We start from the raw sequence: 26,663 nt of genomic DNA, 5'->3' as shown, positions 1-26,663 counted from the left end.
TGCTAATATGTTTCCTGCCGTAAATTTCTGCGCCATTGGATTGACTATAAAGCGTCCACGGTTTGGCAAATTGACGCGCCACAAGTTTCCATATGGAAATTATCAAACCTTGTTGAAATGACGGCTGACGCAAACAAATGTTGCGATCAGGATTGAAAGTCTTCGTCAAGGCAAGTTTTTTGCAACGCGGTGCATGAATCTCATGTATTTACATGAAATATTGCATACGTTAATTGCCTATTAGGCAAAAAGACATTATCCTGCTTAGCTCTTCTTTGGAAAGGCCTCTCGCCCTGCGGTAAAGAGCGTCATGCCACCAAATAAATCTTGGCTTCTTGTAGACGGACGCGAACATGCTCTTGCTTGATGCAATGCTGCTATGACGACACTTGTGTGACTACTTTCCCGAGAACGACAATGGATTCCCTACTGAAACACATGGTGGACATGACCGGGCACCGTGACCACACGATGCTCGACATCTCCGTGATATCGGCGGTTCAGGAGCTCGCTGCCGCGTCGCAGACCCGTGTGCTGGCACTGACCAGCGTGCGTGGCCAGGTGTTCGTGCGGTCGCGGGCCATCATCGTGGCAGGCAGCGTGGCCCGCATGGAAGAGCATAACGACCCTACCCTGCCAGGCGAACCACTGTCGGACTATCCGGCGCTGGCCGCCTGCATCGCGCGCCATGAAGCGAGCGCCGATACCCTGTGCGCCGACGGCCGCCACCTGCTGTGGCTGCCCATCTGGATCGGCGACCAGGTCACCACCTGCCTGGAAATCACCAACCCCACGCCCTATACGGGCGCCACCATCCAGGTGATTGGCGGCATCGTCAGCGTGTACCGCAATTTCCAGAACCTGCTCGACTACAGCGAACGCGATTCGCTCACCGGCTTATTGAATCGCAAGACCTTCGACGACCAGCTGGCGAAAATCCTGCAAAGCCGCGGCGAACCGGAAGCGGAGAAGCCGCTTCCCGTCGATGAAGAACGGCGCCACCATACGGACACGGAGCGGCAATGGCTGGCCGTGATCGACGTCGATCATTTCAAACTGGTCAACGATAAGTTCGGCCACCTGTATGGCGATGAAGTGCTGATCCTGATCGCCAACCAGCTGCAATCGTCGTTCCGCTCGCAAGACCGCATCTTCCGCTTCGGCGGCGAGGAATTCGTCGTGCTGCTGCGCTCAATCACCCTGGAAAATGCGCAGAAAATCATCGACCGCTTCCGCACCAATGTCGAAGCGCATGACTTCCCGCAAGTGGGCAGAGTCACCGTCAGCGTGGGCTTCGTCAGCATCAACGCCTATGAGGCGCCCGTCATCATTCTCGGCCGCGCCGACCAGGCCCTGTACTACGCGAAAAGCCATGGCCGCAACCTGGCTTGCCATTACGACGAGTTGGTAGCGAAAGGTTTATTGACGACCATCGCCTCGAACGATACGGCGGAATTCTTCTAGGCATCCGCGAGGGAGAGAAAGCGCATCGGATCGACCTGCCACTTGGCAGCCGACTCATGGCCGACGATCTTGTCGCCGCCGCCGAAGCCGAAGCCGCGCGACAGGTCGACTGTCTCGGGCTTGATGTAGGCATTGCTCTTCGTACTGAAAAACACATTCACCTTCGGCGCCAGCAGGTTGCTCTCGTGCGCCTCGATGACGACGGCCAGGCGGCCCGATTCCAGCATCACCATGGTACCCACCGGATAGATGCCCACGCAGCGCATGAAGTCCTGCGCAAACACGGGGTTGAAATGGAATTTGCTCCACTCATAAATCTTGCGCAAGGCTTCGGCGGCGGCGATGCCCTTGTGGTAGCTGCGGTCGGACGTCAACGCGTCATACACGTCGACGATGGCGGCCATCTGCGCCAGCTCGCTGATGGCGTCGCCAGCCAGCTGGTCCGGGTAGCCGCTGCCGTCGCGCCGCTCATGGTGGTGCAAGGCGATGTCGAGGGGAATGGCGCCCAGCTCGGGCGAGCGGCACAGGATATCGTAGCCATCGCGCGGATGGCGCTTGATCAGGGCAAATTCTTCCGGCGTCAGGGGGCCAGGTTTGTTCAGTACGCTATCGGGCACCAGCGCCTTGCCTGTGTCGTGCAGCAAGCCGCCCAGGCCGGCCTGGTGCGTGGTGGCGCCATCGACGCCCCGCGAGCGGCAAAACGCCACCAGCAGCGCGCACACGCTGACGGAGTGCAGGAAGGTGTAGTCGTCCTTGTTCTTGATACGCAACAAGCCGACGAGGGCGCCGGGATTGCGCAGAATCGACTCGGTAATATCTTGCACCGTGTGCTGCACGCGGTCGATTTCGACGGCCTTGCCCAGGCGTACATCGGCCATCACCGTGCGCACCAGGCTCGATGCCTGCCGCCGCACCTGCGTGGCACGCGCCAGTTCCATGCTCAGCGACACGCGCGTGACCACCTGCGGCGCCGCCGCGGCGATCTGCACCAGTTCGCGTTCCGTCTCGGCCCGCGCCTGCGCCACAGTGGGCGCATCCTGCACATCGAGGCCCTTGCCGCTGTCGATCACCACGTCGTGGATGCCGGCTTGCACGATCTTGCGGATTTCATCGTCGCTGCGCAACAGGAAACGGTTGCGCACGAACGGATGGGTCATCCAGTCGCAGCTGAGGTCATGGACGTACATGCCCACTTTTAATTGAGACGAATCAACTTTCTTGAGCATGCTGTCATCCCACAAGTACGCGTCTGGAGCACCGAAGGCGCTAGAATGAGTATAACAAAATTGTTATTCTGCTGGCCGCATTCGGCGCTGCGGCGCAACACCCTGTTTTTTCCGATCACCGCACCCTCAACGCACCGCTCTTGGGACCCATGGAACTGCGCCAATTACGTTACTTTGTTGCCATCGTTGACCACGGCTCGCTGTCGCGCGCGGCCCTGATCCTGCATGTGGCGCAGCCGGCCCTGACGCAGCAGCTGCGCCAGCTGGAAGAAGAACTGGGGGTACAGCTGCTGCACCGCTCGGCCCAGGGCGTGCTCAGCACGGACGCGGGCAAGGTATTTTACGAACACGCGCAAGCGATCCTGAAACAGGTGGCCGACGCCCGCTCGGCCGTCACGCAAAGCGCCACGCGGCCGTCCGGCAATGTCACCCTGGGCTTGCCGCACAGTATCTCCGGCGCGCTGGCCCTGCCCCTGCTGCTGGCCGCGCGCGAACGCTACCCCGAAATCACGCTGCAACTGACGGAAGAAATCACGGGCAACCTCAATGAACAGCTCAGATCGGGCCGCATCAACCTGGCCGTGCTGTTCGACGATGGCCAACTGACGCCGTTTGCCTGCAGCCCCCTGGTGGAAGAAGAGATGCGTTTCATTTGCCGCAGCGCTTCGCCGTTCGCGCCCGCCGGCCATGCCGTGTCGTTCCAGCAAGCCTTGAGCGCCACCCTGATCCTGCCGGGTCTGCAGCATGGCGTGCGCCCGCGCATCGACAGCCGCGCGCGCGAACTGGGCCTGGAGACGGCGAACGTGATCGAGATCAACTCGATCGCCATCCTGAAATCGGCCATCCTGGCCGGCATGGGCGCCACCATCTTGCCGGCCGCCCCCCTGCTGGCCGAACTGGACAGCGGCGCCATGCGCAGCTATGCCATCCACAGCCCCGTGCTGTCGCGCACGGTGGCCCTGTGTGCGTCGAAGAACATTCCCCTGACGAATGCGGGCAACGCCGTGAAAAACCTCGTGCTGCAAGTGGCCGCCGAGCTGTGCGGCAGCGGGCGCTGGGTGGGGGCACACGTGCTGTAACGAGCATTATTTTTCCAGCAATAATTTCTCAAAAGAAATAAAATGATGGTCTTATTCATTTCACCATCGTCATCATGTTATTGCTTACCACTTCCTTGCGCCGCCTGGCGGCAAGCGCCGCCCTGCTGCTGCTGATGCAGGGCGCCCAAGCCGCGCGCCCTCAATCCGAATTTCCCTTGCGCGAGGTGCTGCTCGGCGATGTTGCGCAGCCCATCGAAAGAAAAGAAATCGAGGTGGTGGTATTTATTGCGCCGGAAAGTTGCACGCCCAAGACCCATGAAAGTACCTGGGGCACCATCGTCTCGTCGGACAACACGTCCCTGTTCAAAAGCTGGGCTTGCCGTGCCTATGTCGACGCTGCCAAGGATCCGAAAGAAGAATTCGCCTTCGTCCCCATGCCGCCCGCGTTCAAGCAGCCATCCATCCTCGACACCGTGCAGGGCCTGCCTGCCAGCACGACGGGGCGGCGCTACGTGGCTCTGGTGGACTGGAAATATGCCGATACCACGCTAGGAAAATGCAATAGCTTTGGCTGCTACTCCAGCCTCGTCATGCTCATTGAAACGGTGGTATACGACCGGGTTGCAGCCAAAACGATCTGGCATTCCATCGAAACGACACGCGCCGCGATGAAGGGACTCAGCTACGATGTCAAAGAGGCAAATCGTATAGGGCCACTGCACGTCGCCATTACGCTGAACGCGATCATCGAGCGCAAAACCGTGCAACAAGCCGAGGAACAAGGCATGCGCCGTACGACCGCCCTCGAGCCGTCGAATGTGCCAGGACAGGCGGGCACGGCACTCAACAAAAAAGCCAATCTGATCTTCTTTAACCGCATGCCGCAAGAAACAGTGGATAGCGAGAAATTCGACAGTGGCAGGAAATTCTATAATATCGAGGCCAGCCATCTGCAGGGCCGCGCGAAAAAAACCTCTTACTATAATGACTCCAGGACCCATGTGGCGCTGGAACTGCCGCCGGGCACATACGAAATCGCCTTCTACAAAGACCGCAAGACCTTCGATATCAAGGAAAATGGGCCTCCCGTCTACCTAAGCTTTGATAACGGCATCTTCAGCACCATCAGTATTAATGAACTCAGCCCCCAAAAAGCCCTGGAACTGACGCAAGACTCGCTCAATGCCCTGCTGCCCGAGTTGACGCCAGTGGCCTATCCATTGCGCGCACGCAAGCTGCAATGGACGCAGCCCTAAGCGTGCCCTGCATGCATGGCCTGTCTTGCGGCGCAAGGCAGGCCATCATTTTTTCTTATACCCCCATCGCCAAAGCGTATTTGCCCCTTCCCCTCGGTCGTTCTACACTGACCACATTAACTATTTTAAATTTAAAATAGTTATGTGCCGCCCACACGCGGCCATCCCGTCTGCACAGCGCGCGCCTTACCGGGTGCGCCCCTTGTACAGCCGCTATCTGAAACACCCTTTTGGAGACAGCCATGTCCGTGACCACGGAAAACGGCTCCGCAGCGTTCGCTAGAAACGCCGGTGCCGCGCCATCTACGCCCCCCGACACTTCCCGTTTGACCAGCGTCAGCCTCGACGACAAATATACGGCCACTTCCGGCGCCATCTTCCTGTCCGGCATCCAGGCCCTCGTGCGCCTGCCCATGATGCAGCGCCTGCGCGACCAGGCCGCTGGCCTCAACACGGCCGGCTTCATTTCCGGCTACCGCGGTTCGCCCCTGGGCGGCCTGGATGAAAACCTGTGGAAAGCGAAAAAGCAGCTGGAAGCGCACCACGTGCAGTTCGTGCCTGGCGTCAACGAAGACTTGGCTGCCACGGCCGTCTGGGGTTCGCAGCAGGTGGACCTGATCGGCCCGGCCAAGTACGACGGCGTATTCGCCATGTGGTACGGCAAGGGCCCGGGCGTGGACCGCTGCGGCGATGTCTTCAAACACATGAACCATGCGGGCACATCCAAACTGGGCGGCGTGCTGCTGGTGGCCGGCGACGACCATGGCGCGTATTCGTCGACCCTGCCGCACCAGTCCGACCATCTGTTCTCCGCCTCGATGATCCCGGTCTTGTATCCGTGCAATGTGCAGGAATACCTGGACCTGGGCATCCACGGCTGGGCCATGTCGCGCTTTTCCGGCTGCACGGTAGCCTTCAAGGCTCTGGCCGACACGGTCGAGTCGTCGGCCTCCATCGATGCCGACCCGTTCCGCGTGGAAGTCAAGATCCCGCAGGATTTCATCATGCCCGAAGGCGGCCTGAACGCGCGCCTGTCGAGCATCCCGCTGGGCCAGCAGGCGCGCAGCCAGGAAGCGCTGATGCAGGACTATAAGATCTACGCAGCCCTGGCCTACGCGCGCGAAAACAAGCTCAACCACACCACCATAGCCAGCCCGAACGCCAAGCTGGGCATCATCGCGTCCGGCAAGTCCTACCTGGACGTCCTGGAGGCGCTGGAAGAGCTGGGCATCGACGAGCAGATGGCGGCCGACGTCGGCATGCGCCTGTTCAAGGTGGCCATGCCATGGCCGCTGGAACCGGACAGCGTGCGCGAATTCGCGCAAGGCCTCGATGAAATTTTAGTCGTGGAAGAGAAGCGGCAAATCGTCGAATACCAGCTCAAGGAACAGCTGTACAACTGGCGCGACGACGTGCGTCCGCGTGTCATCGGCAAGTTCGACGAAAAAGGCGAATGGGTGGCGCCGCGCGGCGAATGGCTGCTGACCTCGAAGGCGGACTTTTCCGTCTCGCAAGTGGCCAGAGTCATCGCCAGCCGCATCGCGCGCCTGATTTCCGACCCCGTCACCTGCGACCTGATCAAGGCGAGATTAAGTTTCCTCGACGCCAAGGATGCGGTATTGAAAAAGGCCGTGAACACGCCGTTCCGCCCCGCGTTTTACTGCTCCGGTTGCCCGCACAACACCTCGACCAAGGTGCCGGAAGGCAGCCTGGCGCTGGCCGGCATCGGCTGCCACGTGATGGCCACCTCGATTTACCCGGAAATGAACAAGCTGACCACGCACATGGGTGGCGAAGGCGCGCCGTGGATCGGCCAAGCCGCATTCTCCGAACTGCCGCACGTGTTCCAGAACCTGGGCGACGGCACCTACTTCCATTCCGGCTATCTGGCCATCCGCGCCGCGCAGGCGGCCAAGGTCAACATCACCTACAAAATCCTCTACAACGACGCCGTCGCCATGACGGGCGGCCAGCCTGTCGACGGCTTGATTACCGTACCGATGATGGCGCAGCAGGTGGCGGCCGAAGGCATCGCCCGCATCGCGCTGGTGACGGAAGATTTGAGCCGCTACAGCGACCGTTCGAACCTGCCCGCCCACGTGACCTTGCACGACCGCAAGGACATGGATGCCGTGCAGCGCGAATTGCGCGAAGTGCAAGGCGTGTCCGTGCTGATCTACGACCAGACCTGCGCGGCCGAGAAACGCCGGCGCCGCAAGAAAGGCGAATATCCGGACGTGGCCAAACGCATGGTCATCAACGACGCCGTCTGCGAAGGCTGCGGCGACTGCGGCGTGCAATCGAACTGCGTATCGATCTTGCCGAAAGAGACGGAATTTGGCCGCAAGCGCACCATCGACCAATCCTCGTGCAACAAGGATTATTCGTGCGCCAAGGGTTTCTGCCCCAGCTTCGTCACCGTCGAAGGCGGCAGCCTGAAGAAGACAAAAACGGGCGCGGGCAAGACGGGCGAGACGGACAACTTCGGTCCGCTGCCGGAACCTGTCTTACCCGCCTGCGACGCGCCGTACAATATCCTCATCAACGGCATCGGCGGCACGGGCGTCATCACCGTGGGCGCGCTGATGGGCATGGCGGCCCACCTGGAAGGCAAGGGCGCGTCCGTGCTGGACATGACGGGCATGTCGCAAAAGAACGGTTCCGTCACCTCGCACGTAAAAATCGCCAAGTCCCCCGCACATATCCGCGCGCAGCGCATCGCCACCGGCGAAGCGGACCTGATTCTAGGCTGCGACATGCTGACGGCCGGCGCGCAGGATGCCGTGTCGAAAATGCGTCCTGGTAGAAGCCTGGCCGTCGTCAACCTGCACGAGCAGCCGCCGGGCACGTTTGCGCAAAATGCCGATTGGCAATATCCGACGGCGGAAGTGCGCCAGCTGATCGAGGAATCCGTGGGCGGCGCGGACGCGGCCGACTTCATCGACGCGACCAAACTGGCGACGGCGCTGATGGGCGACTCGATTGCCGCCAACCTGTTCATGCTCGGTTACGCCTGGCAAAAGGGCCGCATCCCCTTGACGCAAGCGGCCCTGCTGCGCGCCATCGAACTCAATGGCGTCGGCATCGAGTCGAACAAGAAGAGCTTTTTGTGGGGCCGCCGCGCCGCCGTGGATGTACGCAAGGTGACACAAATCGCCACGCCGTCGCAAGCGATCCTCGTGCAAATGCCGCAAAGCCTCGATAGCGTCATCAAGAAGCGCGTGGAATTCCTCACCGCGTATCAAAATGCCGCGTATGCGGATGGTTATTCCACCTTGGTGAAACAGGTGCGCGACCGCGAGAATACCCTGGGACTGGGCCAGAAGCTGTCGACCGCCGTGGCGAAGAACTACTTCAAATTGCTGGCCTACAAGGACGAGTACGAAGTGGCGCGCCTGTACACGGATGGCCGTTTCGTGGAGCAGTTGCAGCAGCAGTTCGAGGGGAATTTCTCCGTGAAATTCAATCTGGCGCCGCCGCTGTTCGCCAAGAAAGATGCGAAAGGGCATCTAGTGAAAGCGGAATTCGGTTCCTGGATGTGGCGCGCCTTCAAGCTGCTGGCCAAAGCCAAGGGCTTGCGGGGCGGCACGTTTGACATCTTCGGCTACACAGCTGAACGCAAGATGGAACGCGCCCTGATCGTCGAATACCGCGAACTGCTGGCCGGCCTGCTGGTCAACCTGACGGCGGAGAATGTGGCTACCTGCGTGGAACTGGCATCCCTGCCCGAAAAAATCCGCGGCTTCGGCCACGTCAAGGAAGCGGCTGTCGATACTTACCGCAAGGACAAGGCGAGGTTGCTGGCGGTGCTGGCACAAGGTAGCAAGAGCGCGGCGTAAACCCTGCCGCATGCAGCGCGTGGTGCCCTGCGCCGCTACCGGGATGTTGCCGGTGGCGGCGTTTTTACGTTCAGGGCTGGTAATCGTTGCAGGTCCATTTTCATTGTAATAAAGATATATTTTATGTAAGATTCATGCGCGCAAGTGCCATGTGAACGAAGACGCTCGCCTATCCCGACTCAACGCCCCAGGACAAACAATTGGATTTCATCGATTCGTACAGAGCGCCCGCCTGCCGTATTGTCGCGGCAAAGGAGAGTGCCATGAAAGCAATGCTGTGCCTCAGTTTGCTGGCTTTCTGCTCTGCGAGTGCGGCCAAAGAAAATAAGTGGCAATCATTTACCTTCAGCAAGACCGTGTTGCAAGATGGCACCGTTCTGGGGGCAATACTATTGCCTGTTCGCCTGGACGATCAACGCTGCTTGATGCAATTTGATACAGGGGCGGGACGCAGCATACTCTACCAATCCTTGAAGCTTGCTCCCCCTCATGCCCAGCATGCGACTGCTTCCTATACGCTTCAAATCGGCACCTTCAAGTTGCCCACACCGTTCTTGCCGCAGTCGCCAGCAACGGCTGGAACCGGGACCGTGGCCACATGCAAGGCAACCACGCTCATTGGAACGCTGGGAAATGATGTATTGCAAGATCAGGCCATCAGTCTGGATCTTTCCCAACAGCGCTTTCGCATTGGCAAGAATGGGACTGAAGCGGAACCCAATGACACGATCGTGGATCTTGAAATAACAGCGGCACATGATGGCTTCGTGCCCATGGTCAAAGCCGAGGGATTCGCGACTGGCACGCAAAACCTGCTGTTTGACACGGGCAGTGCAAGCATGGCACTCGGCATCTTCCGGGAAAGTGACTGGCTGCAGGCAGTGGGCCGGACGAGCCGGGAAGGCGCGCAGGTGATAACCGCCAACGCCTGGGGCAAACCGCTGACGTGCTTTCAAGCTCCCATCACGCGCAATATCCGCGTGGGCCTCTTCACGCTACCGGAGGGCGCCGTGGCCAGTTACTGCACCAAGGACAATGTTGCCGTCTTTGCTAGCAGACCCGAATTCGGCCTGCTAGGCTTAAGTCCGTTCGCAGACAAAACGCTCGTCATTGACTTCATGAAGAGCCGATTGCTGATACGTGCGAATACGACGGACACGCCTGGAAAATAAATACGCAGCGCCTCTCTTGCCGCGCCTTACGTATCTGACGCGTCCGCGCAACGCCCCACGGTCGCCCCAGGCAACAGCACCGGTTGCCAGATTTCCTGCAGCCGTTCCGGCGGCGTGCCGGCCAGCAGGGATTGCAGCATTTCCACCATCTTGGCGCCGGCGCGGCGCAGGTCGGGCTGGTCGATGGTGGTGACGTTGATGCCGATCAAGGTGTCTTCCACATTGCCCCAGACGATGACGGAGATTTCCTTGCCGATTTCGATGCCCGCATCCATCAGGGCACGCACCACGCCCACGCCGGACAGGTGGTTGTCGACGATGACGGCCGTGGGACGGGGCGAACAGGCCAGCAATTGCTGCATGGCCTGGTAGCCGCTGCGGCGATCAAAAGTATTGTCGAGCAAATAGTGGGGGTCCAGCGGCAAGCCCGCCTGCGCCATGCAGCGGATAAAGCTTTCCTTGCGCTCATAGGCGAAATGCAAGTCCAGCGGCGCGCTCAGCAGGGCGATGCGCTGGTGGCCATGCGCTGCCAGGAAGGACACGGCCAGGTCGATGCCCGTGTCGTTATCGTAGTCAAAATACGCGTACGGCGCGTCGATGCGCGTGCGGCCATTCGCGACAAAGGGAAAGCCCACCTTCGTCAGGTAGGCGATGCGTTCATCGACTACTTTGGTGCGGCCCACCACCAGGCCATCGACCTGGCGCCCGCGCACCATGGTTTCATACGAGGGCTGTTCATTCTGCGGCGACACGGGGGCGATGATGAGACTCATCTTCGACGCTTCCACGGCGTCCGACATGCCATTCACCACGGAAAGAAAGACGCTGTCGCCCAGGTCGCTGGGCAGCAGGGGATAGATCATGCCCAGTACATTGGTACGGCCGACGGCCAGGCTGCGCGCCAGCGGGTTGGGCCGGTAGCCGACTTTCTTGGCGGCGGCCAGGACGATTTCACGGGTGCGGGAATTGACTTCCGGATAGCCGTTCAACGCCCTGCTGACTGTCGTTTTCGACATGCCGAGGGCAATTGCGAGGCTCTTGAGATTCATGTGTTAACTACCTGTCTGTATGGCAAAAAAAACCAACTCTGACCGTCAATTATAGCCCAGAGCGCCCAGCAGGCCGCGCATTACCGTGCGTCACCATGGTAAAAAAACAACAACACATTGACTATTTAAAAAGCAATGTTTTAAATGTGACCAGTCCTGTCATCTTCGCAGCGGGGTATCTGCCGTGGCAGACAGACAAAGGAAAGCAAGGGAAGCGTGCACTCACTGTGACCATAGAATCGCCAGCTTCGGCATGCCAGTTCGGCAACACAGGGCGCGCAGAAAAATTATCAAGAAAACATAATTAACTGGAACTGTGCGAGAATTTGTCCTACTCTTGATTCAGGTAAAGATTACCTGCAGACATGTCGCGCCCCCCCGGCCTGCATTCTTCCTCTTCTGCGCACGCCTGGACATACTTTCAAAGGTGAACAATGTGGTCACGCTAACGTCCGTCAACAATCTGTCAGCCTCGCTGGCCACGGCGCAACGCCGGGTCGAGCAAGGCCAGAACCAGGTACAGCGTGACAGCGAACAGCTGGCGCAAAGCCGCCAGTCGCTGGCGCGGGAACAGGAGTCGTTGAGCCAGACGCAGCGCAGCAGCCAGCAAGCCCAGGCCGATGCCCCTGTCACCGTGAAGGCGCCGCAACTGGACCAGGCGATCAAGGTGGCCGTGCCGCAGCAAGCGCTCCCCGCCACGCCGAAAAGCACGCCTCAGCTGAACAGCTATGGCCAGACCCTGGGCCGCCTGATCGACGTGACGGCGTAAATTACCGAAGCATCTCTTCTTCCAGCATCGCCAACCACCACTTCTCGCCCTGCTTCGGCTGCCGTAAATCCACCGTCTCGCCCATCTGCGGCGTGGCCAGGTGCACGCCCTGCTTGGCCGCCAGCCCCGTGATGCGGTCGAACGGTTCATGCCAGGCGTGCAGCCCCAGGTCAAAGGTGCCGTTATGCACAGGCATGAGCCACTTGCCGCGCAAGTCCAGGTGGGCTTGCAGGGTTTCTTCCGGCTGCATGTGCACGTCCGGCCACAACTTGTCATACGCGCCCGTCTCGATCATGGTCACGTCAAACGGGCCGTACTTGTCGCCGATCTGTTTGAAACCGCCGAAATAGCCGGAGTCGCCGCTGAAAAACACGCGCACGTCCGGCGCGTCGATGACCCACGACGCCCACAGGGTTTGATTGCCATCAAACAAGCCGCGCCCCGAGAAATGCTGCGAGGGCGTGGCGACGAGTTTCACGCCGACAATCGTGGTGCCCTGCCACCAGTCGAATTGCCGCACCTTGGCAGCCGGCACGCCCCAGGCAACCAGGGTATCGCCCACGCCCAGCGGCGCAACAAAATGTTCGGTCTTGGCGGCCAGTTGCAGCACGGCGGCATGGTCGAGGTGGTCGTAATGGTCATGCGACAGGATGACGGCCTTGATCGGCGGCAAGTCAGCGATGCTGATGGGCGGCTGGTGGAAACGCTTCGGACCTGCCCATTGCACGGGCGAGGCGCGCTCGGAAAATACGGGATCGGTGAGGAAGAATTCGTTGTTGAGTTTCAACAGCAGGGTCGAGTGGCCGAGGCGAAACAGGCTGTTGTCCGGCGCGGCCAGCAATTGCGCCTGGGTCAAGGCTTGCACGGGCACGGCAGCGGCCGGCACTGTGCTGTCGGGCTTGTCAAAGAGAAAGGTCCACATCAGCTTCAGCGTTGCCGCCGTGCCCAGCGTGTGCATCTGCACGGGATTGCGGAACTTGCCGTCGTGGCGTTGTAAGGATTCAACAAGCGCCGCAGGCTCGGCGCGCAAAGTGCAAGAACTCATGATGATCAGGACTCCCAAGAATAAGATGCGATGCATATGCGATCCGGTCTATAAAACACAAGGATTAAATTACACTACACAGTGTAGTTCCTATTTCTGGCAAAGTAAACCAGGAGGTGTAAAATATTGTTTTCAAAGGAGATTTCCCGCCATGGCCGCACCGCAACGCCTCACCGACCGCAAGCGCGTCGCCATCGTCGATGCCGCCATCGCCGAGTTCCGCGAGCACGGTTTTGACGCGACCAGCATGGACAGGATCGCCGCCACGGCCGCCGTTTCCAAGCGCACCGTGTACAACCATTTCCCCAGCAAGGACGAACTGTTCGCGGAAATCCTGCGGCGCATGTGGGAAAGCAGCGTGGCCCAGCCCGCCGTGCCCTATCTTGCGGACCAGCCGCTGCGCCCGCAGGTGCTGGCCCTGGTCGAGCAGAAAATGGGTTTGCTGTGCGACCCGGCATTCATCGACCTGGCGCGCGTGATCTTTGGCGAAACCATCCACTCGCCCACGCGCGCGCAAGCGATGGTGGCGCGCCTGAATGAAAAGGAAACGGGCCTGTATCTCTGGATCCGCGCGGCGCAGCAAGATGGGCGCATCAAGGCGGGCGAGACGGTGGAAGTGGCGCACCTGCTGATGTCGCCTTTAAAAACCTTTGCATTCTGGCCACAGATCACCCTGGGTGAGCCTCTGCTGGGCCCGGCACGCCGGCGCGAAGTGGCGGAACTGGCCGTCGATATCTTCCTGTGCTACTACGGCGTGGCAAAACAGACGGCATAAACGGGCGGCAAGTGGGCAGAGATGGTCTGCCAATGCTCGCCCTCGTCACTCGAATACCAGGCGCCGCCCGTCGTCGACGCCATCAATAAACCGCGCCCATCGTCGGCCAGCGCCAGCCCATGGCGGTAGATCAGGTCGTAGCAATGCTGCTGCGGCAATCCCGCGCGCAACACCTCAAACGTCTTGCCACCATCGCGCGTGCGCGTCACGGCCAGCGCGCCGTCCAGCGGAATGCGCAACACGTCCGCCTGCGCGGGCACGAACCAGGCCGTGTCGCCATCGCGCGGATGCACGGCCACGGCAAAGCCGAAATGCGACAGCGGCGCCGTGGTGACTTCCTGCCAGTGCCAGCCCGCGTCCTGCGAGCGCCAGATGCCGTTATGGTGCTGGCACCACAGCGCGTCCGGCGTGCCGGCGCTGCGCACGATGCGGTGCGGGTCTTGCACGGCTTCGTTTTCATCGAGCTCGGGCGGCATGTAGTCGGCGCGCATGCCCGTCGCGCTCAAGGCCCAGCTGGCGCCGCCATCGCGCGTTTGCCAGACGCCGCCGCAGGACACGCCGACCAGCACCTTGCTGCTGTCGCGCGGATCGACGCAAATGCTGTGGATGCCGGGCACGTCATAGCCGCCGCCAAACCATTGCGCCCGCTGCGGCACGTGCCACAAGGACTCGACCAGCTGCCAGCTGTCGCCGCGGTCGCTTGAGCGGAACAGGCCGCCAGGCAGGGTGCCCGCCCACAGCACGCCGGGCTGGTCCGCGCCGCCGGCCGCCAGCGACCAGATCTGCCGCAAGGTCCAGTCCACCGTATCGCCGCTGTCTTCCGGCTTGGCGGGATAGGCGGGCACGGCGATCTCTTGCCATGTGGAACTGTCCCTGTCCAGGCGGTGCAGCTTGGCGCCGAAGTGCCCAAGGTTCAGGGCCGCGTACAGGGCGCCGTCACGGCCATCGTGCAGCAGCATGGAGACGGGGTCGCCGGCAAACTGCACCAGCGCCAGCTGCCAGGCGTCGGCCGCATCGACATCGAACTGGAACAGCCCCTTGCGGGTGCCGAGATACGCGCGTTGGCTCATGTCAACCTCCGGAAAGTGCCTGCAAAATATACACCTGGCTGTCGGGCCGCAAGACGTCGTCCAGCACGCGCCGCTCGCGGCAGCGCGCGCCATCGATGAAGATCACCACGTTGGGGCGCAACGCGCCCTGCTCGTCGAGCACATAGCCACGCAGGCGCGGCTGCTGCGCAAACGCGGCATCCAAGGCGGCGCGCAGGCGTGGCGCGGCCACGTCCACGGTGGGAGCGTCCAGGAAACGTGCCAGTTGCTGGGTAAAATGCAGATGCGCCATGCTGCCCTTCGACGTCGTCGGCCTCGACTCATTCTAGTCCGCTGTGCGGCCAATACAATTAAAATAGAGGCAAGCACACAAGGAGGCCAGGCATGACGATTACCCCGGAAGAACTAGCGGTGCTGATGCAGGAAGTGGAAGTGGCCGATCCCATCGATTTTGCCGACCTGCCTTTCGACGAGCAGGAATTGCGCGGACTGATCGCCAACCACCTGTGCGAGATGGCCGATGCCATGGAAAGTTTCAGCCCGGAAGATCGTAACCTGGCCCTGCTGGCCGTGGCGGCCAAGCTGGTGCTGGAAAACCTGGTGCTGCACGTGCAACTGCTGCGCCGCCACGGCTTGCCCGTGAGCGACAGCGTGGACGCGCTGCTGCAGCGGCTGAAGGGTGGCAAGCCGTCGTGAATTAATTGCCCGTGCGTACGGCGCGCGCCTGGATGGTGAGATCGCTGTCCGCCACGGCCACGCAGGGCAGGATGTAGCCGTCTAGCCGCTCATCGGGACTGATACCGGGCCAGTCCACCGTGTAGCGGATTTTTCCTTCGGGCATGTGGCACAGACAGGTGCGGCAGGTGCCGTTGCGGCAGGAACTGAGCAGGCGAATACCGGCCAGCTCGGCGGCAGCCAGGATGGTGCTGCCCGCATCGGCCGGGAATTGCCAGCCTTGCGGGACGATGGTGATGGTAAAGGGAGGCGCGCTCATGCGCCCAGTTTAACAGTCCGCCAGCGTGGTCCAGCTCGCGCCAGCCGCATGGCTGCGCAGCACGGCCTCGGCAAAGGCCAGGCCCGCCACGCCATCGGCCACCGTCGGCAGCCAGCGGGCCGCCTCCGGCACGGGCAAGCCCGCTTGCAGGGCGCGGATGGCCAGGGCCGCATCCAGGTACAACTGGGCGAACGCTTCCAAATAACCTTCCGGATGGCCGGCCGGCACGCGCGTGGCGTGGCGCGCGGCCGCACTGTCGACCCGGCCCGGGCGCAGCAGATGGCGGTTACCGCCCTGCGGCGTACACCACAGCGCGTTCGGCTGTTCCTGGTCAAAGTCCAGCTGCGCCTTGCTGCCGAACAAGCGCAGGCGCACCGTGTTTTCGCAGCCCGTCGCCACCTGGCTGGCCCACAGGGTTCCCTTGGCGCCATTCGCATAGCGCAGCATCACCTGCACGTGGTCGTCCAGGGTACGGTGCGGAACAAAGGTCGACAGCTCCGCCAGCACGGCATGCGGCGTCAGTCCGCTGACGAACTGCGCCAGGTGATACGCGTGCAAGCCCACGTCGAGCAGGGTGCCGCCGGGACCGGCCTTGTGCGGGTCGTTATGCCAGTTACCCTCGTTCATGCCGCCGGCCGCGATCGCGTCGGCCAGCCAATCCTGCGAATACTCGACTTGCACGAGGCGCAGCTCGCCGATCTCGCCCGTCTCGACCATGGCTTTCGCATGGCGCAGCAAGGGATAACCGCTGTAGGTATGCGTGAGCGCAAACAGCAGGTTCTGACGTTGCGCCAGCGCCGCCAGCGCCCGGCCCTCCGCCAGCGAGATGCCCAGCGGCTTGTCGCAGATCACGTGGATGCCCGCCTCCAGGAAGGCCGTGGCGACGGGCGCATGTAAATGGTTCGGCGTGACGATGGCCACGGCCTCGATGCCGTCCGCCCTGGCAGCCTCGGCCTGCGCCATGGCGCGGTAATCGCTGTAGCAGCGCTCCGGCGCCAGGTGCAGCGCGGCGCCGCTGTCGCGCGCGCGCTGCGGGTCGGACGACAGGGCGCCCGCCACCAGCTCGTACTGGTCGTCGATGCGCGCCGCGATGCGGTGCACGGCGCCGATGAACGCGCCCTGCCCGCCCCCTACCATGCCCAAGCGTATCCGTCGCTGCATGTCGTCTCCCTATTTCAAGCCAAGCAAGTGATGGATTTGATCCTGGTCAACCGCGCTGCCCGCGAAATCGTCGAACGCGTGCTCGGCCACGTGGATGATGTGTTCGCGGATGAAACGCGCCCCTTCGGCCGCGCCATCTTCCGGGTGTTTCAGGCAGCATTCCCATTCCAGCACGGCCCAGCCGGGGAAATCGTACTGCGCCAGCTTGGAAAAGATGGCCTTGAAATCGATCTGCCCATCGCCCAGCGAGCGGAAGCGCCCGGCCCGGTCTTGCCAGTCGCCATAGCCGCCATACACGCCCTGGCGCCCGTTCGGCCGGAATTCCGCATCTTTCACATGAAACGCCTTGATGCGCGCATGATAAATGTCAATGAAAGCCAGGTAATCGAGCTGCTGCAGCACGAAGTGGCTGGGGTCGTACAAGATCGAGGCGCGCGGGTGATCGCTGACGGCGGCCAGGAAGCGCTCGAAGGTCACGCCATCGTGCAAATCCTCGCCCGGATGCAGTTCATAGCAGAGGTCCACGCCAGCCGCATCGAAGGCATCGAGGATGGGCAGCCAGCGTTTCGCCAGTTCCGCGAATGCCGTTTCCACCAGGCCGGCGGGGCGTTGCGGCCACGGATACAAATACGGCCAGGCCAGCGCGCCGGAAAACGTCACGTGCGCCTGCAAACCCAGGCGCTGCGAGGCGCTGGCCGCCCACAGCAATTGCTGCGTGGCCCAGGCCGTGCGGGCAGCCGAGTCGCCACGCACGTGCTCGGGTGCAAAGCCGTCGAACAACGCGTCGTAGGCGGGATGCACGGCGATCAGCTGGCCTTGCAAATGCGTCGACAATTCCGTTACCTGCAAGCCGTGGCGCGCCAGCAGGGCTTTCACATCGTCGCAGTACTGCTGGCTATTGGCCGCTTGTTCCAGGTCGAACAGACGTGGCGCCGTGGGCAGCTGCAAGCCCTTGTAACCGAGGCCGGCCGCCCACTGCGCCAGGTGCTCGAGCGAGTCGAACGGCGGCTCGTCGCCGAGAAACTGGGCCAGGAAGATGGCCGGGCCCTGGATGGTTTTCATGTCAATGTCCTGTTAACCCAAACCGAAACCCGGGGTCGTACCCTGAGGGTACGACCCCAGCCCTTGCTTTGGGGTGTCGTTAAAAAGGCGAGTTCGGAAAGTAAAACTGCTTGGCGTTCTCGCGCGTGATCAGCACCGAGGGGATGATCGTGTTGGCCGGCAATTTATCACCTTTCAGGCGCGCTTCCGTCGTCAGCTTGATGGCGTCGTACATGAACTTGGGCGAGTACGACACGTCGGCCACGATCAGCGGGTCGGAACCGTCCATGATCTTTTTCACCGCGCCCTTCGCGCCCGCGCCGCCGAACACTTGCTTGATGTCCGTGCGCTTGGCTTGCGCGATGGCTTTTTGCACGCCGATGGCCATGTCGTCATCGGCGGCCCAGACGGCGTCGATCTGCTTGAAGCGGGTCAGATAATCCTGCATGACCTTGAAGGCATCGTCGCGGTTCCAGTTGCCGTACTTGGCGTCGAGCACCTTGATGTCGGGATGGCCTTTCATGACGGCAGAAAACGCGTCAAAGCGCTCGTTGTCCAGGGTGGTCGGCATGCCGCGCAGCACGACGATATTGCCCTTGCCATTCAGGCTCTTCGCCAGGTACTCGGCCGGCAGCTTGCCAAACGCCGTATTGTCGCCCGCAATGTACGCATCCTGCGCCTGCGTGTTCGTCAAGCCGCGGTCCACCACGGTCACGTACACGCCCTTGTTTTTCACTTGCGCCACGGGCTGCGTCAGCGAGGCCGACTCGATGGGGAAGATCACCAGGGTGTTGATCTTGTTCACCGTCAACATGTCCTGCAACTGGTTCGCCTGCTCGGGCGCCGTGGCGGCCGTCTTGACGATGATTTTCAAGCCCGGATGGGCTTTTTCCAGCTCCGCCTTGGCCTGGTTCGCCCACCACACGATGCCGGACGTGAAACTGTGCGTGGCCGTGGGAATGGCCACGCCGACGACCAGCTTCTCCGCCGCCTGCGCCGGCCCCATCGCCCACGCCTGCATCACCAGCACTGCCATCCCTGCTACCCCTGCTACCCGTCTAAAGCTCTTCATGCTGCTCTCCTCCAAGGTTGTGGGCGCCCGGTGGCCGCCCTTTCAGAACGCCGCTGTGTTTTTATTTGCGGCCTCGCTGCAGGAAGGCGACGGCGATGATCACCACGCCTTGCACTGCGGCATTCAGGTAGACACTGATGATGCTGGTCAAATTCAGGATATTGCTGATCACGGACAGCAGGATGGCGCCGATCACGGTGCCGACGATGCGCCCTTCTCCCCCTTTCAGGGCCGTGCCGCCCACGACGACGGCGGCGATCGCTTCGAGTTCCCACAGCAAGCCCGTCGTCGGCGTAGCCGAGCCCAGGCGCGGCACGTACAACACGGTGGCGATGCCCACGCAGACGCCCAGCAGCATGTAGGTGGCGATCTTGACTCTGTCGACGTTGATGGCCGCATAGCGCGCCACTTGCTCGTTGGAACCAATCGCCTGCACGTGGCGGCCAAAGGTGGTGCGATTGAGAATGATGGCGCCGGCCGCCGCGACGAACAAAAAGATCCAGATCGGAATCGGCGCGCCCAGCACGCTCGTGTAATACACGGGGCTGTACAGCTCGGACAGGGTGGCGTCCAGGGTCAGGGCACCGCCGTCGGCCAGGTAAGTGAGCACGGCGCGGAAGATGCCCAGGGTGCCCAGGGTGACGATGAACGGCTCGATATTGCCCTTGCTAATGAGCAAGCCATGCATCAGGCCGAATCCGGCGCCCAGGATCAAGGCCATGGCGATGCCCAGCACCAGCATGGTGATCGGTGCCAGGTCGCCGCCTGCGCCTTGCGCCAGCGCATTCATGAAATAGATCATGCAGCCGGCGATCAGCGCCGCCATCGAGCCGACCGACAGATCGATGCCGCCGGAGATGATGACGAAGGTCATGCCCACGGCGATGATGCCGATAAACGCCGTGCGCGTGAGCACGTTCATCAGGTTGTCCAAGGTGGCGAAGTCGCCGTTGAGCAAGGTGCCCGCGATGCACAGCGATAACAAGCCCAGCACGGGGCCAAAGCCCTTGATGCGCGCGCCCAGCTTGGCGACGGTGGATACTTCAGTAGTGTCAGTGCGTGCCGGTTGCATGGGCAATCAACTCCTCTTCGGTCAGGTGGTCAGCAGACAGGGTGGCTTGCAGGGTGCCGGCGCGCATCACGGCGACCCGGTGGCACAGGCCGATCAATTCGATCAGTTCCGATGAAATCACGATCACGGCGCGCCCTTCGGCGGCCAGGCGGTGGATCAAAAAGTAAATGTCGCGCTTGGCGCCCACGTCCACGCCACGGCTCGGTTCATCGAGCACGACGACACGGGGGTCCGAATGCAGGTATTTCGCCAGCGCCAGCTTTTGCTGATTGCCGCCCGACAGCATGCGCGCGCGGCTGTCGAGGTCGCCCGTGCGGATATTGAAGTCAGCCACGGCCTGGGCCAGCGCAGCTTTTTCCGCCGCGACATCGAGCCACGGCCGCGCATAGCGCCGCAGCGTCATCATGGTGAGGTTTTCGCGCAAGCCCAGGTTCACGTGCAAGCCCTTGCCCTTGCGGTCTTCGCTCAAATACGTCATGCCGTGCTGCATGGCTTGCTTGGGCGTGCGGATGTCCACGGGCTGGCCATTGAGCTCGATCAGCCCCGCGCTGCGCGGGCGCAAGCCCAGCACCGCCTCGAACGATTCCGTGCGCCCCGCGCCCACCAGGCCCGCAAAACCCAGCACTTCACCGGCGCGCACCTCGAACGACAAGTCTTTCGACCAGCCGGGGACGCTCAAGCCATCGACCTTCAGCAGGATCGGGGCGTCCGGCGCCAGTGGCACTTTCGCGGGAAACATGTCGGACAATTCGCGCCCCACCATCAGGTTCGCCATTTGCTGGCGCGTGAGGCTGGCCGTCGGCTCGCGCGTGACGAAACGCCCGTCGCGCATGACGATGACCTCGTCCGTGTTGCGCTCCACTTCGTCGAGCTTGTGGGAAATGTAGAGAATGGTGACGCCGTCGCTTTTCAGCTGCGCCATGACGGCAAACAAACGTTGGGTCTCCGACGACGTCAGGGTGGCCGTCGGTTCATCCATGATCAGGAAGCGGGCGCGGCGCGACAGGGCCTTGGCGATTTCCACAAGCTGCTTTTCGGCGACGATGAGGTCGCGGATTTTCGTCTCGGGCGACACCTCCAGCCCCACCTGTTTCAGGTAGCGCGACGCTTCTTCGCGCATGGCGGCTTCGTCGAGCAGCCAGCCACGGGTTTTCTCATGGCCCAGGAACATGTTTTGCGCCACCGTCAGGTGCTCGGCCAGGTTGAATTCCTGGTGGATCAGCACGATACCGGCGCTTTCCGCCGCACGCGAACTGGTGAAATGCCGGGGCTGGCCATCGATCAGCAGCTGCCCTTCGCTCACGCTCTCGTAGCCGGCGAGGATTTTCATCAGGGTCGACTTGCCGGCACCGTTTTCGCCCAGCAAGCCATACACGCGCCCGGGCGACAAGGTAAAACTGACGCCATGCAAGACGCGCACGGGGCCGAAATCCTTGCAAACCCCCTCGAAACCGACGGCAACGCTCACTATGCACTCCCTCGCAAAATTAATCGGTGTTGCAGCAGCACGCCAGGCACGCTGGCCGCCGGGTTAGCCAGCCGCTGCAGCAATAATCGCGCCGCCGTCTCGCCCAGTTCGCGCATCGGCTGGGCGATGGTGGTGAGACCGGGAGCTATCTGCGCGGCGATGGCGATATCGTCGAAGCCAATCACGGCCACGTCTTCCGGCACGCGTTTTCCCAACTGGCGCAGCGCGCTCAAGACGCCGATGGCCAGGGTGTCGGAGACGGCAAAGATGGCCGTGGGCGCGTCTGGCTGGGCCATCATGCGCAAGGTGGCGGCCGTGCCCGCCTCATAGTCGAGGCTTTGCACCGTGTGCACCCATTGCGGCCGCACGGGCAAGCCGGCGGCAGCCAGGGTGTCCAAATAGCCTTGCTGGCGTTGCCGCGCATACAGATAGCGCTCGTCCGAATTGATCAGGCCGATGCGCGTGTGGCCGCGCGACAGCAGATGTGCGACGGCGTCGGACGCGGCGCGGTGGTTGTCGATGCCGACATAGGGCACGGCCACGGCGGGGTCGAATTCGCAGCAGGCCACCCACGGCAGGCTGACGGATTCATGCGACAAGGCATGCTGCACCGTGTCCGGGTCGAGGCAGATGGCGCCGTCGGCGCGGTGCATGCGCAGCAAGTCGAAATAGGAACGCTCGCGGCCCGCATCCGCGCCCGTGTCGCACAGCAGCACAAAGTAGCCGTGTTCGCGCGCCACCGTGTCGATGCCGCGCACGATCTGCGCATAGAACGGGTTGCCCACGTCGGGCACCATGGTCAGCAGCATGCGGCTCTCGGCCGTGCGCAGGCTGCGCGCCAGGTGGTTCATGCGGTAGCCGAGCGCCGCCACGGACGCGAGCACCTTGTCGCGCGTGGGCGCCCGCACCCCTGCCTGCTCGTTCATCACGCGCGAGACGGTGGCCACCGACACCCCCGCATGCGCGGCGACGGCGCTGATGGAGACGGTTTCTGTCGGCAAAGAGGATGGAACGGCTGGCGGCATGGGATTTTTCATATAAATGTAATCGATTACATTTATAGGCCAGTCGCGCGCGCGATGCAAACATTATCGATGCTGCAATGCGCAAAAAAACGGCCCCGTGCGAGCCGTCGGAAACAGCTATTTCTGGGGCTGCAAGGCGTTCTGCTGCACAGCAAAACCGGCGCGCACGGCGGCGAGGGCCGCCACCCACAGGATCAGGCCAGCACCGAGGCAACCGACGGGATGGATGGGGCCGTGGCGCACGGTGAGCGGATAGCCGATGGCCCACACGCACAGGGCCATGCCGATGGCCAGATGGCGGCGCGCCTTGAACAGCCAGGCCAGCGGAAAGAAATGCAGGCCCACGATCAAAATGACGGCGGGGATGAACCACGCCTGCAAGCCCAGGTTTTTCAAGACATTGCCGACGATGAAGATGGCGATCCATTGCCCCGCGTTCACGATATTGAATAGCCGGCCCACGCGCTTGGCCTGCGGCGATTGTTCCGCCGCCGCATGCGCGGCCCGGTGGCGGCGAAACTGCCGCCACGCCAGCATGAACAGCAAGACGGTGATGCCGGCAACCGGCAGCAACCTTAACGGCTGCGCACCATACGTCTGCACGCACCAGGCGGCCACCCAGACGCCGCCAAACAGGGAAAAGAACATGGCGCCAATGGCACTACGGGCAAGCGCGGCGGCAGGGTCGGGCTGTGGCAGGGTCATGGCAGGATCTCCCGGTCAATCAAAGTGATTACTTCATCATCGCGCAAAACGTTTCGGGATTGCCGTCAAGAATGACACCGCTGGGCCAGCGGTGGCTGCGCTGCTGGGCGCGCAGCAAGGATGCGGCCAGGGCCGAGTCGCCATCGACGGCGTAGACGAAGACGGGCATGTTCAGGCTGGCCGCGTCGGCCAGCAAATTCGGATTGGCGTCCAGGCTGCGCGCATCCACGTGCACGCCGGCGGGCATGCCGATCTGCTGCTGCACGCGCTGCAGCCACGGTTTGTCCAGCTTGGGTGGGCGGGCATTTTTCGCGATGTAGCGGCTGACCCGGTTCGCGCCGGCCGCCTGTGCGTTGCGCGCGTCAAACACGAGTAAACCCAGGTAGCCTTGCGGGTCGGCGCGGCGCGCGCACGCGAGGTTGTTCGGCACGCCCGAGGTCAAAAACCAGTTGCCATGCTTGATGTTTGCCCGCAATTGCCCCACCAGGGTGGCGATCGGCGCGCATGACGACACGACATCCTTGATTTCCGCGTTCAGGGTCTTGGCCGGGAATGCGGTGGCCAGGTCGGCGACATCGGTCACAAAAGGCGGCGTTTCCGCCGTGAGCACGCCGCGGTTCTTCATGCTGGCGGCGCGCCAGTCGTCGGCCGTCAGTTGCTTCACGGTGCGGGGCGAGCCCGTGTCGACGACCCGGCCCGTCAACAGATCGTGGTGCACCACCCAGCTGCCGTCGCCCAGCAGTTGCAAATCCGTCTCGACGCCGTCCCAGGTGCCGAAATACGTGTTGCGCAGGGCGCTCAGCGAGTTTTCCGGCGCATTGCCGGCGCCACGGTGGGCGTGCACCTTCATGCCCAGGCAGTCGGCCTGGACAGCCGTACTGGCCATGCAGAGCAGCAAGGCCAGGGCGGCCGCCTTATTTTTTTTCTGGGTGATAACCATATTCGATTCCCTGCAAAACATTGATGCGGATCGCTTCGTTGACGGGGTAGCTGTAGCCCTGCCCCACCGCCACGACGTGCGTGATATTGGCCAGCAAGCCCTTGCCGGCGATTTGCCAGCGCGTGCTGTCGTCGGCCGCCTGGCGGTTCCAGTCCAGCATCTGGCGGAACAAGTCGCTGCGCGTGACGTTGTTGTCGAGCAAGGACAAGATGCCCCAGGTTCCCAGGAAGGCGCCGGCCAGCACGCCCGTGGCGATCCACGCGGAACGGCGGCTCAGCTGGCCATCGGCGCCCGCCTGCTCGCCCCGGCGCGCCGCCAGCACCAGCAAGCCCACCGTGGCGATCAGGTACAGCAGTTTCGAAAAGTGGCCGATGGCGCCCAGCAGCGAGAAGAACAGGGCCACGGGCGGCACGATGGCCGCACGCGCCGCTTCCTTGCCCTCTGCATAGTACTTGCCGCCCACTTCGAAGTCGCTGCGGCTGGCGCGGTATTCCACCAGCTTTTCCGCCGTCTGGCGCGCGGCGAACTGGTCGAACAGACGGCTGAACTCGGCGGGGCTGGCATACGCATCCTGCACCACGGCGCCCTTCGGCAGCCGCAAGCCCTTGCTCGCTTCGCTGCCGTCGCCGCCGTCCGGCCCGTCGCGCAGCACGGCCTGGATGCCGGGGCGGGCCACGAAGGCGGGGAAGGACAAGCCGGGCGGAATGCGCTCGCCCTTGATGTTCAAGCCCTTGTTGGCCGCTTCCGACGCATAGCGGCGCTTGACGGCGGCGCGGAAACTCAATTGATCGGCCGGATGCCAGTTGGCCGAGACGGGCACCTTTTTACGCACATTATTGACTACCGCCGCGCGCCGGCGCGCCGGCACCGATTCCGGTTGCCAACCATGGCGCGACAGGCTTTGCCGGTAATCGTTCCAGGCCGATTCCTGCTGCTGGCGCAAGCCCGCATCGTCGTCGGGAATGATACCCGAATACAATTTCCACTTCTCGTGCACCTCGCCAATCGCCTGCTGGTACTTGTCATAGTAACCGGCCGCGCCGCCGGCAATCTTGCGGACGTTGAAATTGATCAACTGTTCCTTGGCGGGCTCCATGCGCTCGTCGAGATGGCCGACCGAGACGGCCAGGAAGGGGAACAGCGCCAGGAAAGCCTTGCCTTCGGGCTTGGCAAACAGGGTGGGATCATCGACCAGGCCCTGCAATTGCAGGCTGCCGCCCACCAGCGAGCGCTGCATCAGGGTGGTGTTGAAGGCCAGGCGGCGAAATTGCGCATCGCGCGTTTCGACCAGTACCGTGACCGTGGTTTTCAAAATGCCGAATACGACCGCCGCCGTGGCGACGCAGCAGAAGATGATCTTTTTCCAGCTGGGGCCGCTGCCATTGTTCTTCAGGCGGCGGCGCCACATCAGTTGCAGCACCACCAGGGCGGCGGCGATGCCCGACAGGCTGCGGCCATAGAATTCCACGCCCTCCACGTCATGCGGCTTGACGTCGCCGCCCACCACGTCGAGCAGACGGGCATTGAAGCCCAGCTCGAAGCACAGATAAATGATCGTCAGGACGATCAGGATCAAGGTCTGCCGGATTTGCAGACTGCGCAAACTCGCGGCCATCTTATTTCCTCAAATCGATGACGACGGGCTTGATCTCTTCGGCCTGGAAGATCATCGGCGCCGCCGGTGCAGAAACTGCGCTGCGCGGTGCGGGCAAGCCGATGGCGGCGGGCGCCGCCGTCCTGGCCGGGGTCTCCTGGCGGCGCGGCCTGGCGCTGGCGCGGCTGCCCGTTTTCGGCGCGGCGCCGGGCGCCGGAGCGGCGGCCGGCGGCGCGGGAATCACGCGGCCGCTGTCGTTGCCGGGCATGTTAACGATGGAGGGGCCCGTGCCGCGCAAGGCGTCGTCGGCAAACGGCTGGGCGCGCGTATCGACGCCGGGCGGCACGGCCACGCTGGCGTTGAGCAAGCGATTGTCCGTGTAGATCATGCGCGACAGGCGGTTGTAGTTGGGAAAGTCGATATTCAGCGATTTCGCGTCCGCCGCCAGCTCCACGCGGGGGCGGTCCTTGCAATTGCCGACCGTCCACTGCAGCACGTCCGTGCCCTGGAAAGCCAGCACTTCATAGCGGTAGGCGCAGCCGCGCTCCTGCGTTTCCACGATCACCACGGTGCGCTCGCCCACGTTTTCCACCCTCGCCACGCGGGCCGTGATGGCGTTGGCCAGCGGCACGACGCGAAACGCCTGCGACAGCTTGATCGAATACTTGCCTTGCGGGTCCTTGCGCAAGGTGCCTTCCGTGCCGTCGCGCAGGCGGAAGGTGGACAGCGGCGTGCCGAACAGCTCGGCCGTATCGATGCCCATCAGCACGCCGCCACGGCCGTTCGGCGTCATGGCGCAACCCGTCAACAGGACGCCGGCGGCCAGGCCCATGGCCAATTTGCGCCAGTGCGCGGATGCAAAATTCTTATACGTTGTCATGCTTTATAACTCTCTCTTATTTCTGAA

24 protein-coding genes are annotated in these 26,663 nt (G+C 62.4%); 8 read left to right on the top strand and 16 right to left on the bottom strand.

Going from position 1 to position 26,663, the window contains the following annotated elements; all coding sequences use genetic code 11:
• Window positions 1-417: 417 nt before the first annotated feature.
• On the top strand, window positions 418-1,464 hold the full coding sequence (locus tag O0882_RS19650; RefSeq protein ID WP_289950686.1) for a GGDEF domain-containing protein: 1,047 nt from the start codon (window positions 418-420) through the stop codon (window positions 1,462-1,464).
• Here the strand turns inward: O0882_RS19650 and O0882_RS19645 are convergent.
• Window positions 1,461-2,690 carry an HD-GYP domain-containing protein gene (locus tag O0882_RS19645; protein ID WP_289950683.1) on the bottom strand — a complete coding sequence of 410 codons (1,230 nt, stop codon included), beginning with the start codon at window positions 2,688-2,690 and terminating at the stop codon, window positions 1,461-1,463. The two genes, O0882_RS19650 and O0882_RS19645, sit on opposite strands and share 4 nt — an antisense overlap.
• Before the next feature lie 149 nt (window positions 2,691-2,839).
• Here O0882_RS19645 and O0882_RS19640 point away from each other — a divergent pair, with 149 nt between their 5' ends.
• The 4 genes from O0882_RS19640 (at window position 2,840) to O0882_RS19625 (ending at window position 9,997) form a co-directional block, all read left to right on the top strand.
• Entirely contained in the window at window positions 2,840-3,769 is a 930-nt protein-coding gene (locus tag O0882_RS19640) for a LysR substrate-binding domain-containing protein (protein ID WP_289950681.1), read from the top strand.
• A gap of 74 nt (window positions 3,770-3,843) precedes the next feature.
• A complete protein-coding gene (locus O0882_RS19635) occupies window positions 3,844-4,986 on the top strand; it encodes a hypothetical protein (protein ID WP_289950679.1) in 1,143 nt (380 codons plus the stop codon).
• A 242-nt stretch (window positions 4,987-5,228) separates the two neighbouring features.
• Window positions 5,229-8,825 carry an indolepyruvate ferredoxin oxidoreductase family protein gene (locus O0882_RS19630; protein WP_289950676.1) on the top strand — a complete coding sequence of 1,199 codons (3,597 nt, stop codon included), beginning with the start codon at window positions 5,229-5,231 and terminating at the stop codon, window positions 8,823-8,825.
• Window positions 8,826-9,088: 263 nt separating this feature from the next.
• On the top strand, window positions 9,089-9,997 hold the full coding sequence (locus O0882_RS19625; protein WP_289950674.1) for a hypothetical protein: 909 nt from the start codon (window positions 9,089-9,091) through the stop codon (window positions 9,995-9,997).
• A gap of 26 nt (window positions 9,998-10,023) precedes the next feature.
• On the opposite strand, the gene O0882_RS19620 is transcribed toward O0882_RS19625, so the two are convergent.
• Window positions 10,024-11,046: a substrate-binding domain-containing protein gene (locus O0882_RS19620; protein ID WP_289950672.1), complete on the bottom strand. Its 1,023-nt coding sequence runs from the start codon at window positions 11,044-11,046 to the stop codon at window positions 10,024-10,026.
• A gap of 436 nt (window positions 11,047-11,482) precedes the next feature.
• On the opposite strand from O0882_RS19620, the gene O0882_RS19615 reads away from it, so the two are divergent.
• A complete protein-coding gene (locus O0882_RS19615; protein ID WP_289950671.1) occupies window positions 11,483-11,815 on the top strand; it encodes a hypothetical protein in 333 nt (110 codons plus the stop codon).
• Window position 11,816: 1 nt separating this feature from the next.
• Here O0882_RS19615 and O0882_RS19610 read toward each other — a convergent pair whose 3' ends face one another.
• Window positions 11,817-12,860, bottom strand: a complete 1,044-nt coding sequence (locus tag O0882_RS19610; RefSeq protein WP_289950669.1) for an MBL fold metallo-hydrolase — start codon at window positions 12,858-12,860, stop codon at window positions 11,817-11,819.
• 151 nt (window positions 12,861-13,011) lie between these two features.
• Between O0882_RS19610 and O0882_RS19605 the strand changes: the two genes are divergently transcribed.
• Complete coding sequence (locus O0882_RS19605) at window positions 13,012-13,635, top strand: TetR/AcrR family transcriptional regulator (RefSeq protein ID WP_289950668.1); 624 nt, start codon at window positions 13,012-13,014, stop codon at window positions 13,633-13,635.
• On the opposite strand, the gene O0882_RS19600 is transcribed toward O0882_RS19605, so the two are convergent.
• Together O0882_RS19600 and O0882_RS19595 are read right to left on the bottom strand one after the other, a co-directional pair.
• Window positions 13,608-14,705 (bottom strand): exo-alpha-sialidase, encoded by a 1,098-nt coding sequence (locus tag O0882_RS19600; protein ID WP_289950665.1) that lies wholly within the window; start codon window positions 14,703-14,705, stop codon window positions 13,608-13,610. The genes O0882_RS19605 and O0882_RS19600 overlap by 28 nt on opposite strands.
• A 1-nt stretch (window position 14,706) precedes the next feature.
• Window positions 14,707-14,976 carry a MoaD/ThiS family protein gene (locus O0882_RS19595; protein ID WP_289950663.1) on the bottom strand — a complete coding sequence of 90 codons (270 nt, stop codon included), beginning with the start codon at window positions 14,974-14,976 and terminating at the stop codon, window positions 14,707-14,709.
• A gap of 92 nt (window positions 14,977-15,068) precedes the next feature.
• Between O0882_RS19595 and O0882_RS19590 the strand changes: the two genes are divergently transcribed.
• Window positions 15,069-15,380, top strand: a complete 312-nt coding sequence (locus tag O0882_RS19590) for a hypothetical protein (protein ID WP_070258491.1) — start codon at window positions 15,069-15,071, stop codon at window positions 15,378-15,380.
• A 1-nt stretch (window position 15,381) separates the two neighbouring features.
• Here the strand turns inward: O0882_RS19590 and O0882_RS19585 are convergent, their stop codons facing one another.
• The 11 genes from O0882_RS19585 to O0882_RS19535 all read right to left on the bottom strand — a co-directional run bounded on the left by O0882_RS19585 (window position 15,382) and on the right by O0882_RS19535 (window position 26,636).
• Window positions 15,382-15,678 carry a 2Fe-2S iron-sulfur cluster-binding protein gene (locus tag O0882_RS19585; RefSeq protein WP_289950661.1) on the bottom strand — a complete coding sequence of 99 codons (297 nt, stop codon included), beginning with the start codon at window positions 15,676-15,678 and terminating at the stop codon, window positions 15,382-15,384.
• A gap of 9 nt (window positions 15,679-15,687) precedes the next feature.
• Complete coding sequence (locus O0882_RS19580) at window positions 15,688-16,839, bottom strand: Gfo/Idh/MocA family oxidoreductase (protein WP_289950660.1); 1,152 nt, start codon at window positions 16,837-16,839, stop codon at window positions 15,688-15,690.
• A gap of 9 nt (window positions 16,840-16,848) precedes the next feature.
• A complete protein-coding gene (locus tag O0882_RS19575; protein WP_289950658.1) occupies window positions 16,849-17,901 on the bottom strand; it encodes a sugar phosphate isomerase/epimerase in 1,053 nt (350 codons plus the stop codon).
• Window positions 17,902-17,980: 79 nt separating this feature from the next.
• Window positions 17,981-18,952, bottom strand: coding sequence for a substrate-binding domain-containing protein (locus O0882_RS19570; RefSeq protein WP_289950656.1), 972 nt, complete (start codon window positions 18,950-18,952; stop codon window positions 17,981-17,983).
• Between the two features lie 61 nt (window positions 18,953-19,013).
• Entirely contained in the window at window positions 19,014-20,024 is a 1,011-nt protein-coding gene (locus O0882_RS19565; protein ID WP_289950655.1) for an ABC transporter permease, read from the bottom strand.
• The gene (locus O0882_RS19560) at window positions 20,005-21,492 is read right to left on the bottom strand and encodes a sugar ABC transporter ATP-binding protein (RefSeq protein ID WP_289950653.1); all 1,488 of its coding nucleotides are present in this window, start codon (window positions 21,490-21,492) and stop codon (window positions 20,005-20,007) included. Before O0882_RS19560 ends, O0882_RS19565 begins: the two co-directional genes overlap by 20 nt.
• Window positions 21,492-22,517 (bottom strand): LacI family DNA-binding transcriptional regulator, encoded by a 1,026-nt coding sequence (locus tag O0882_RS19555; protein WP_289950651.1) that lies wholly within the window; start codon window positions 22,515-22,517, stop codon window positions 21,492-21,494. The genes O0882_RS19560 and O0882_RS19555 overlap by 1 nt, the downstream gene beginning before the upstream one ends.
• Window positions 22,518-22,634: 117 nt before the next feature.
• The gene (locus O0882_RS19550) at window positions 22,635-23,222 is read right to left on the bottom strand and encodes a hypothetical protein (protein ID WP_289950650.1); all 588 of its coding nucleotides are present in this window, start codon (window positions 23,220-23,222) and stop codon (window positions 22,635-22,637) included.
• Between the two features lie 28 nt (window positions 23,223-23,250).
• Window positions 23,251-24,162: a glycerophosphodiester phosphodiesterase family protein gene (locus O0882_RS19545; RefSeq protein ID WP_289950648.1), complete on the bottom strand. Its 912-nt coding sequence runs from the start codon at window positions 24,160-24,162 to the stop codon at window positions 23,251-23,253.
• Window positions 24,137-25,777: a hypothetical protein gene (locus O0882_RS19540; RefSeq protein WP_289950646.1), complete on the bottom strand. Its 1,641-nt coding sequence runs from the start codon at window positions 25,775-25,777 to the stop codon at window positions 24,137-24,139. Before O0882_RS19540 ends, O0882_RS19545 begins: the two co-directional genes overlap by 26 nt.
• 1 nt (window position 25,778) lies before the next feature.
• Window positions 25,779-26,636: a hypothetical protein gene (locus tag O0882_RS19535; RefSeq protein ID WP_289950644.1), complete on the bottom strand. Its 858-nt coding sequence runs from the start codon at window positions 26,634-26,636 to the stop codon at window positions 25,779-25,781.
• Between the last annotated feature and the right edge of the window lie 27 nt (window positions 26,637-26,663).

This window comes from Janthinobacterium sp. SUN073, assembly GCF_030397665.1.
Classification (GTDB): Bacteria; Pseudomonadota; Gammaproteobacteria; order Burkholderiales; family Burkholderiaceae_D; genus Janthinobacterium.
This window is presented reverse-complemented; position numbering and strand designations above follow the sequence as displayed.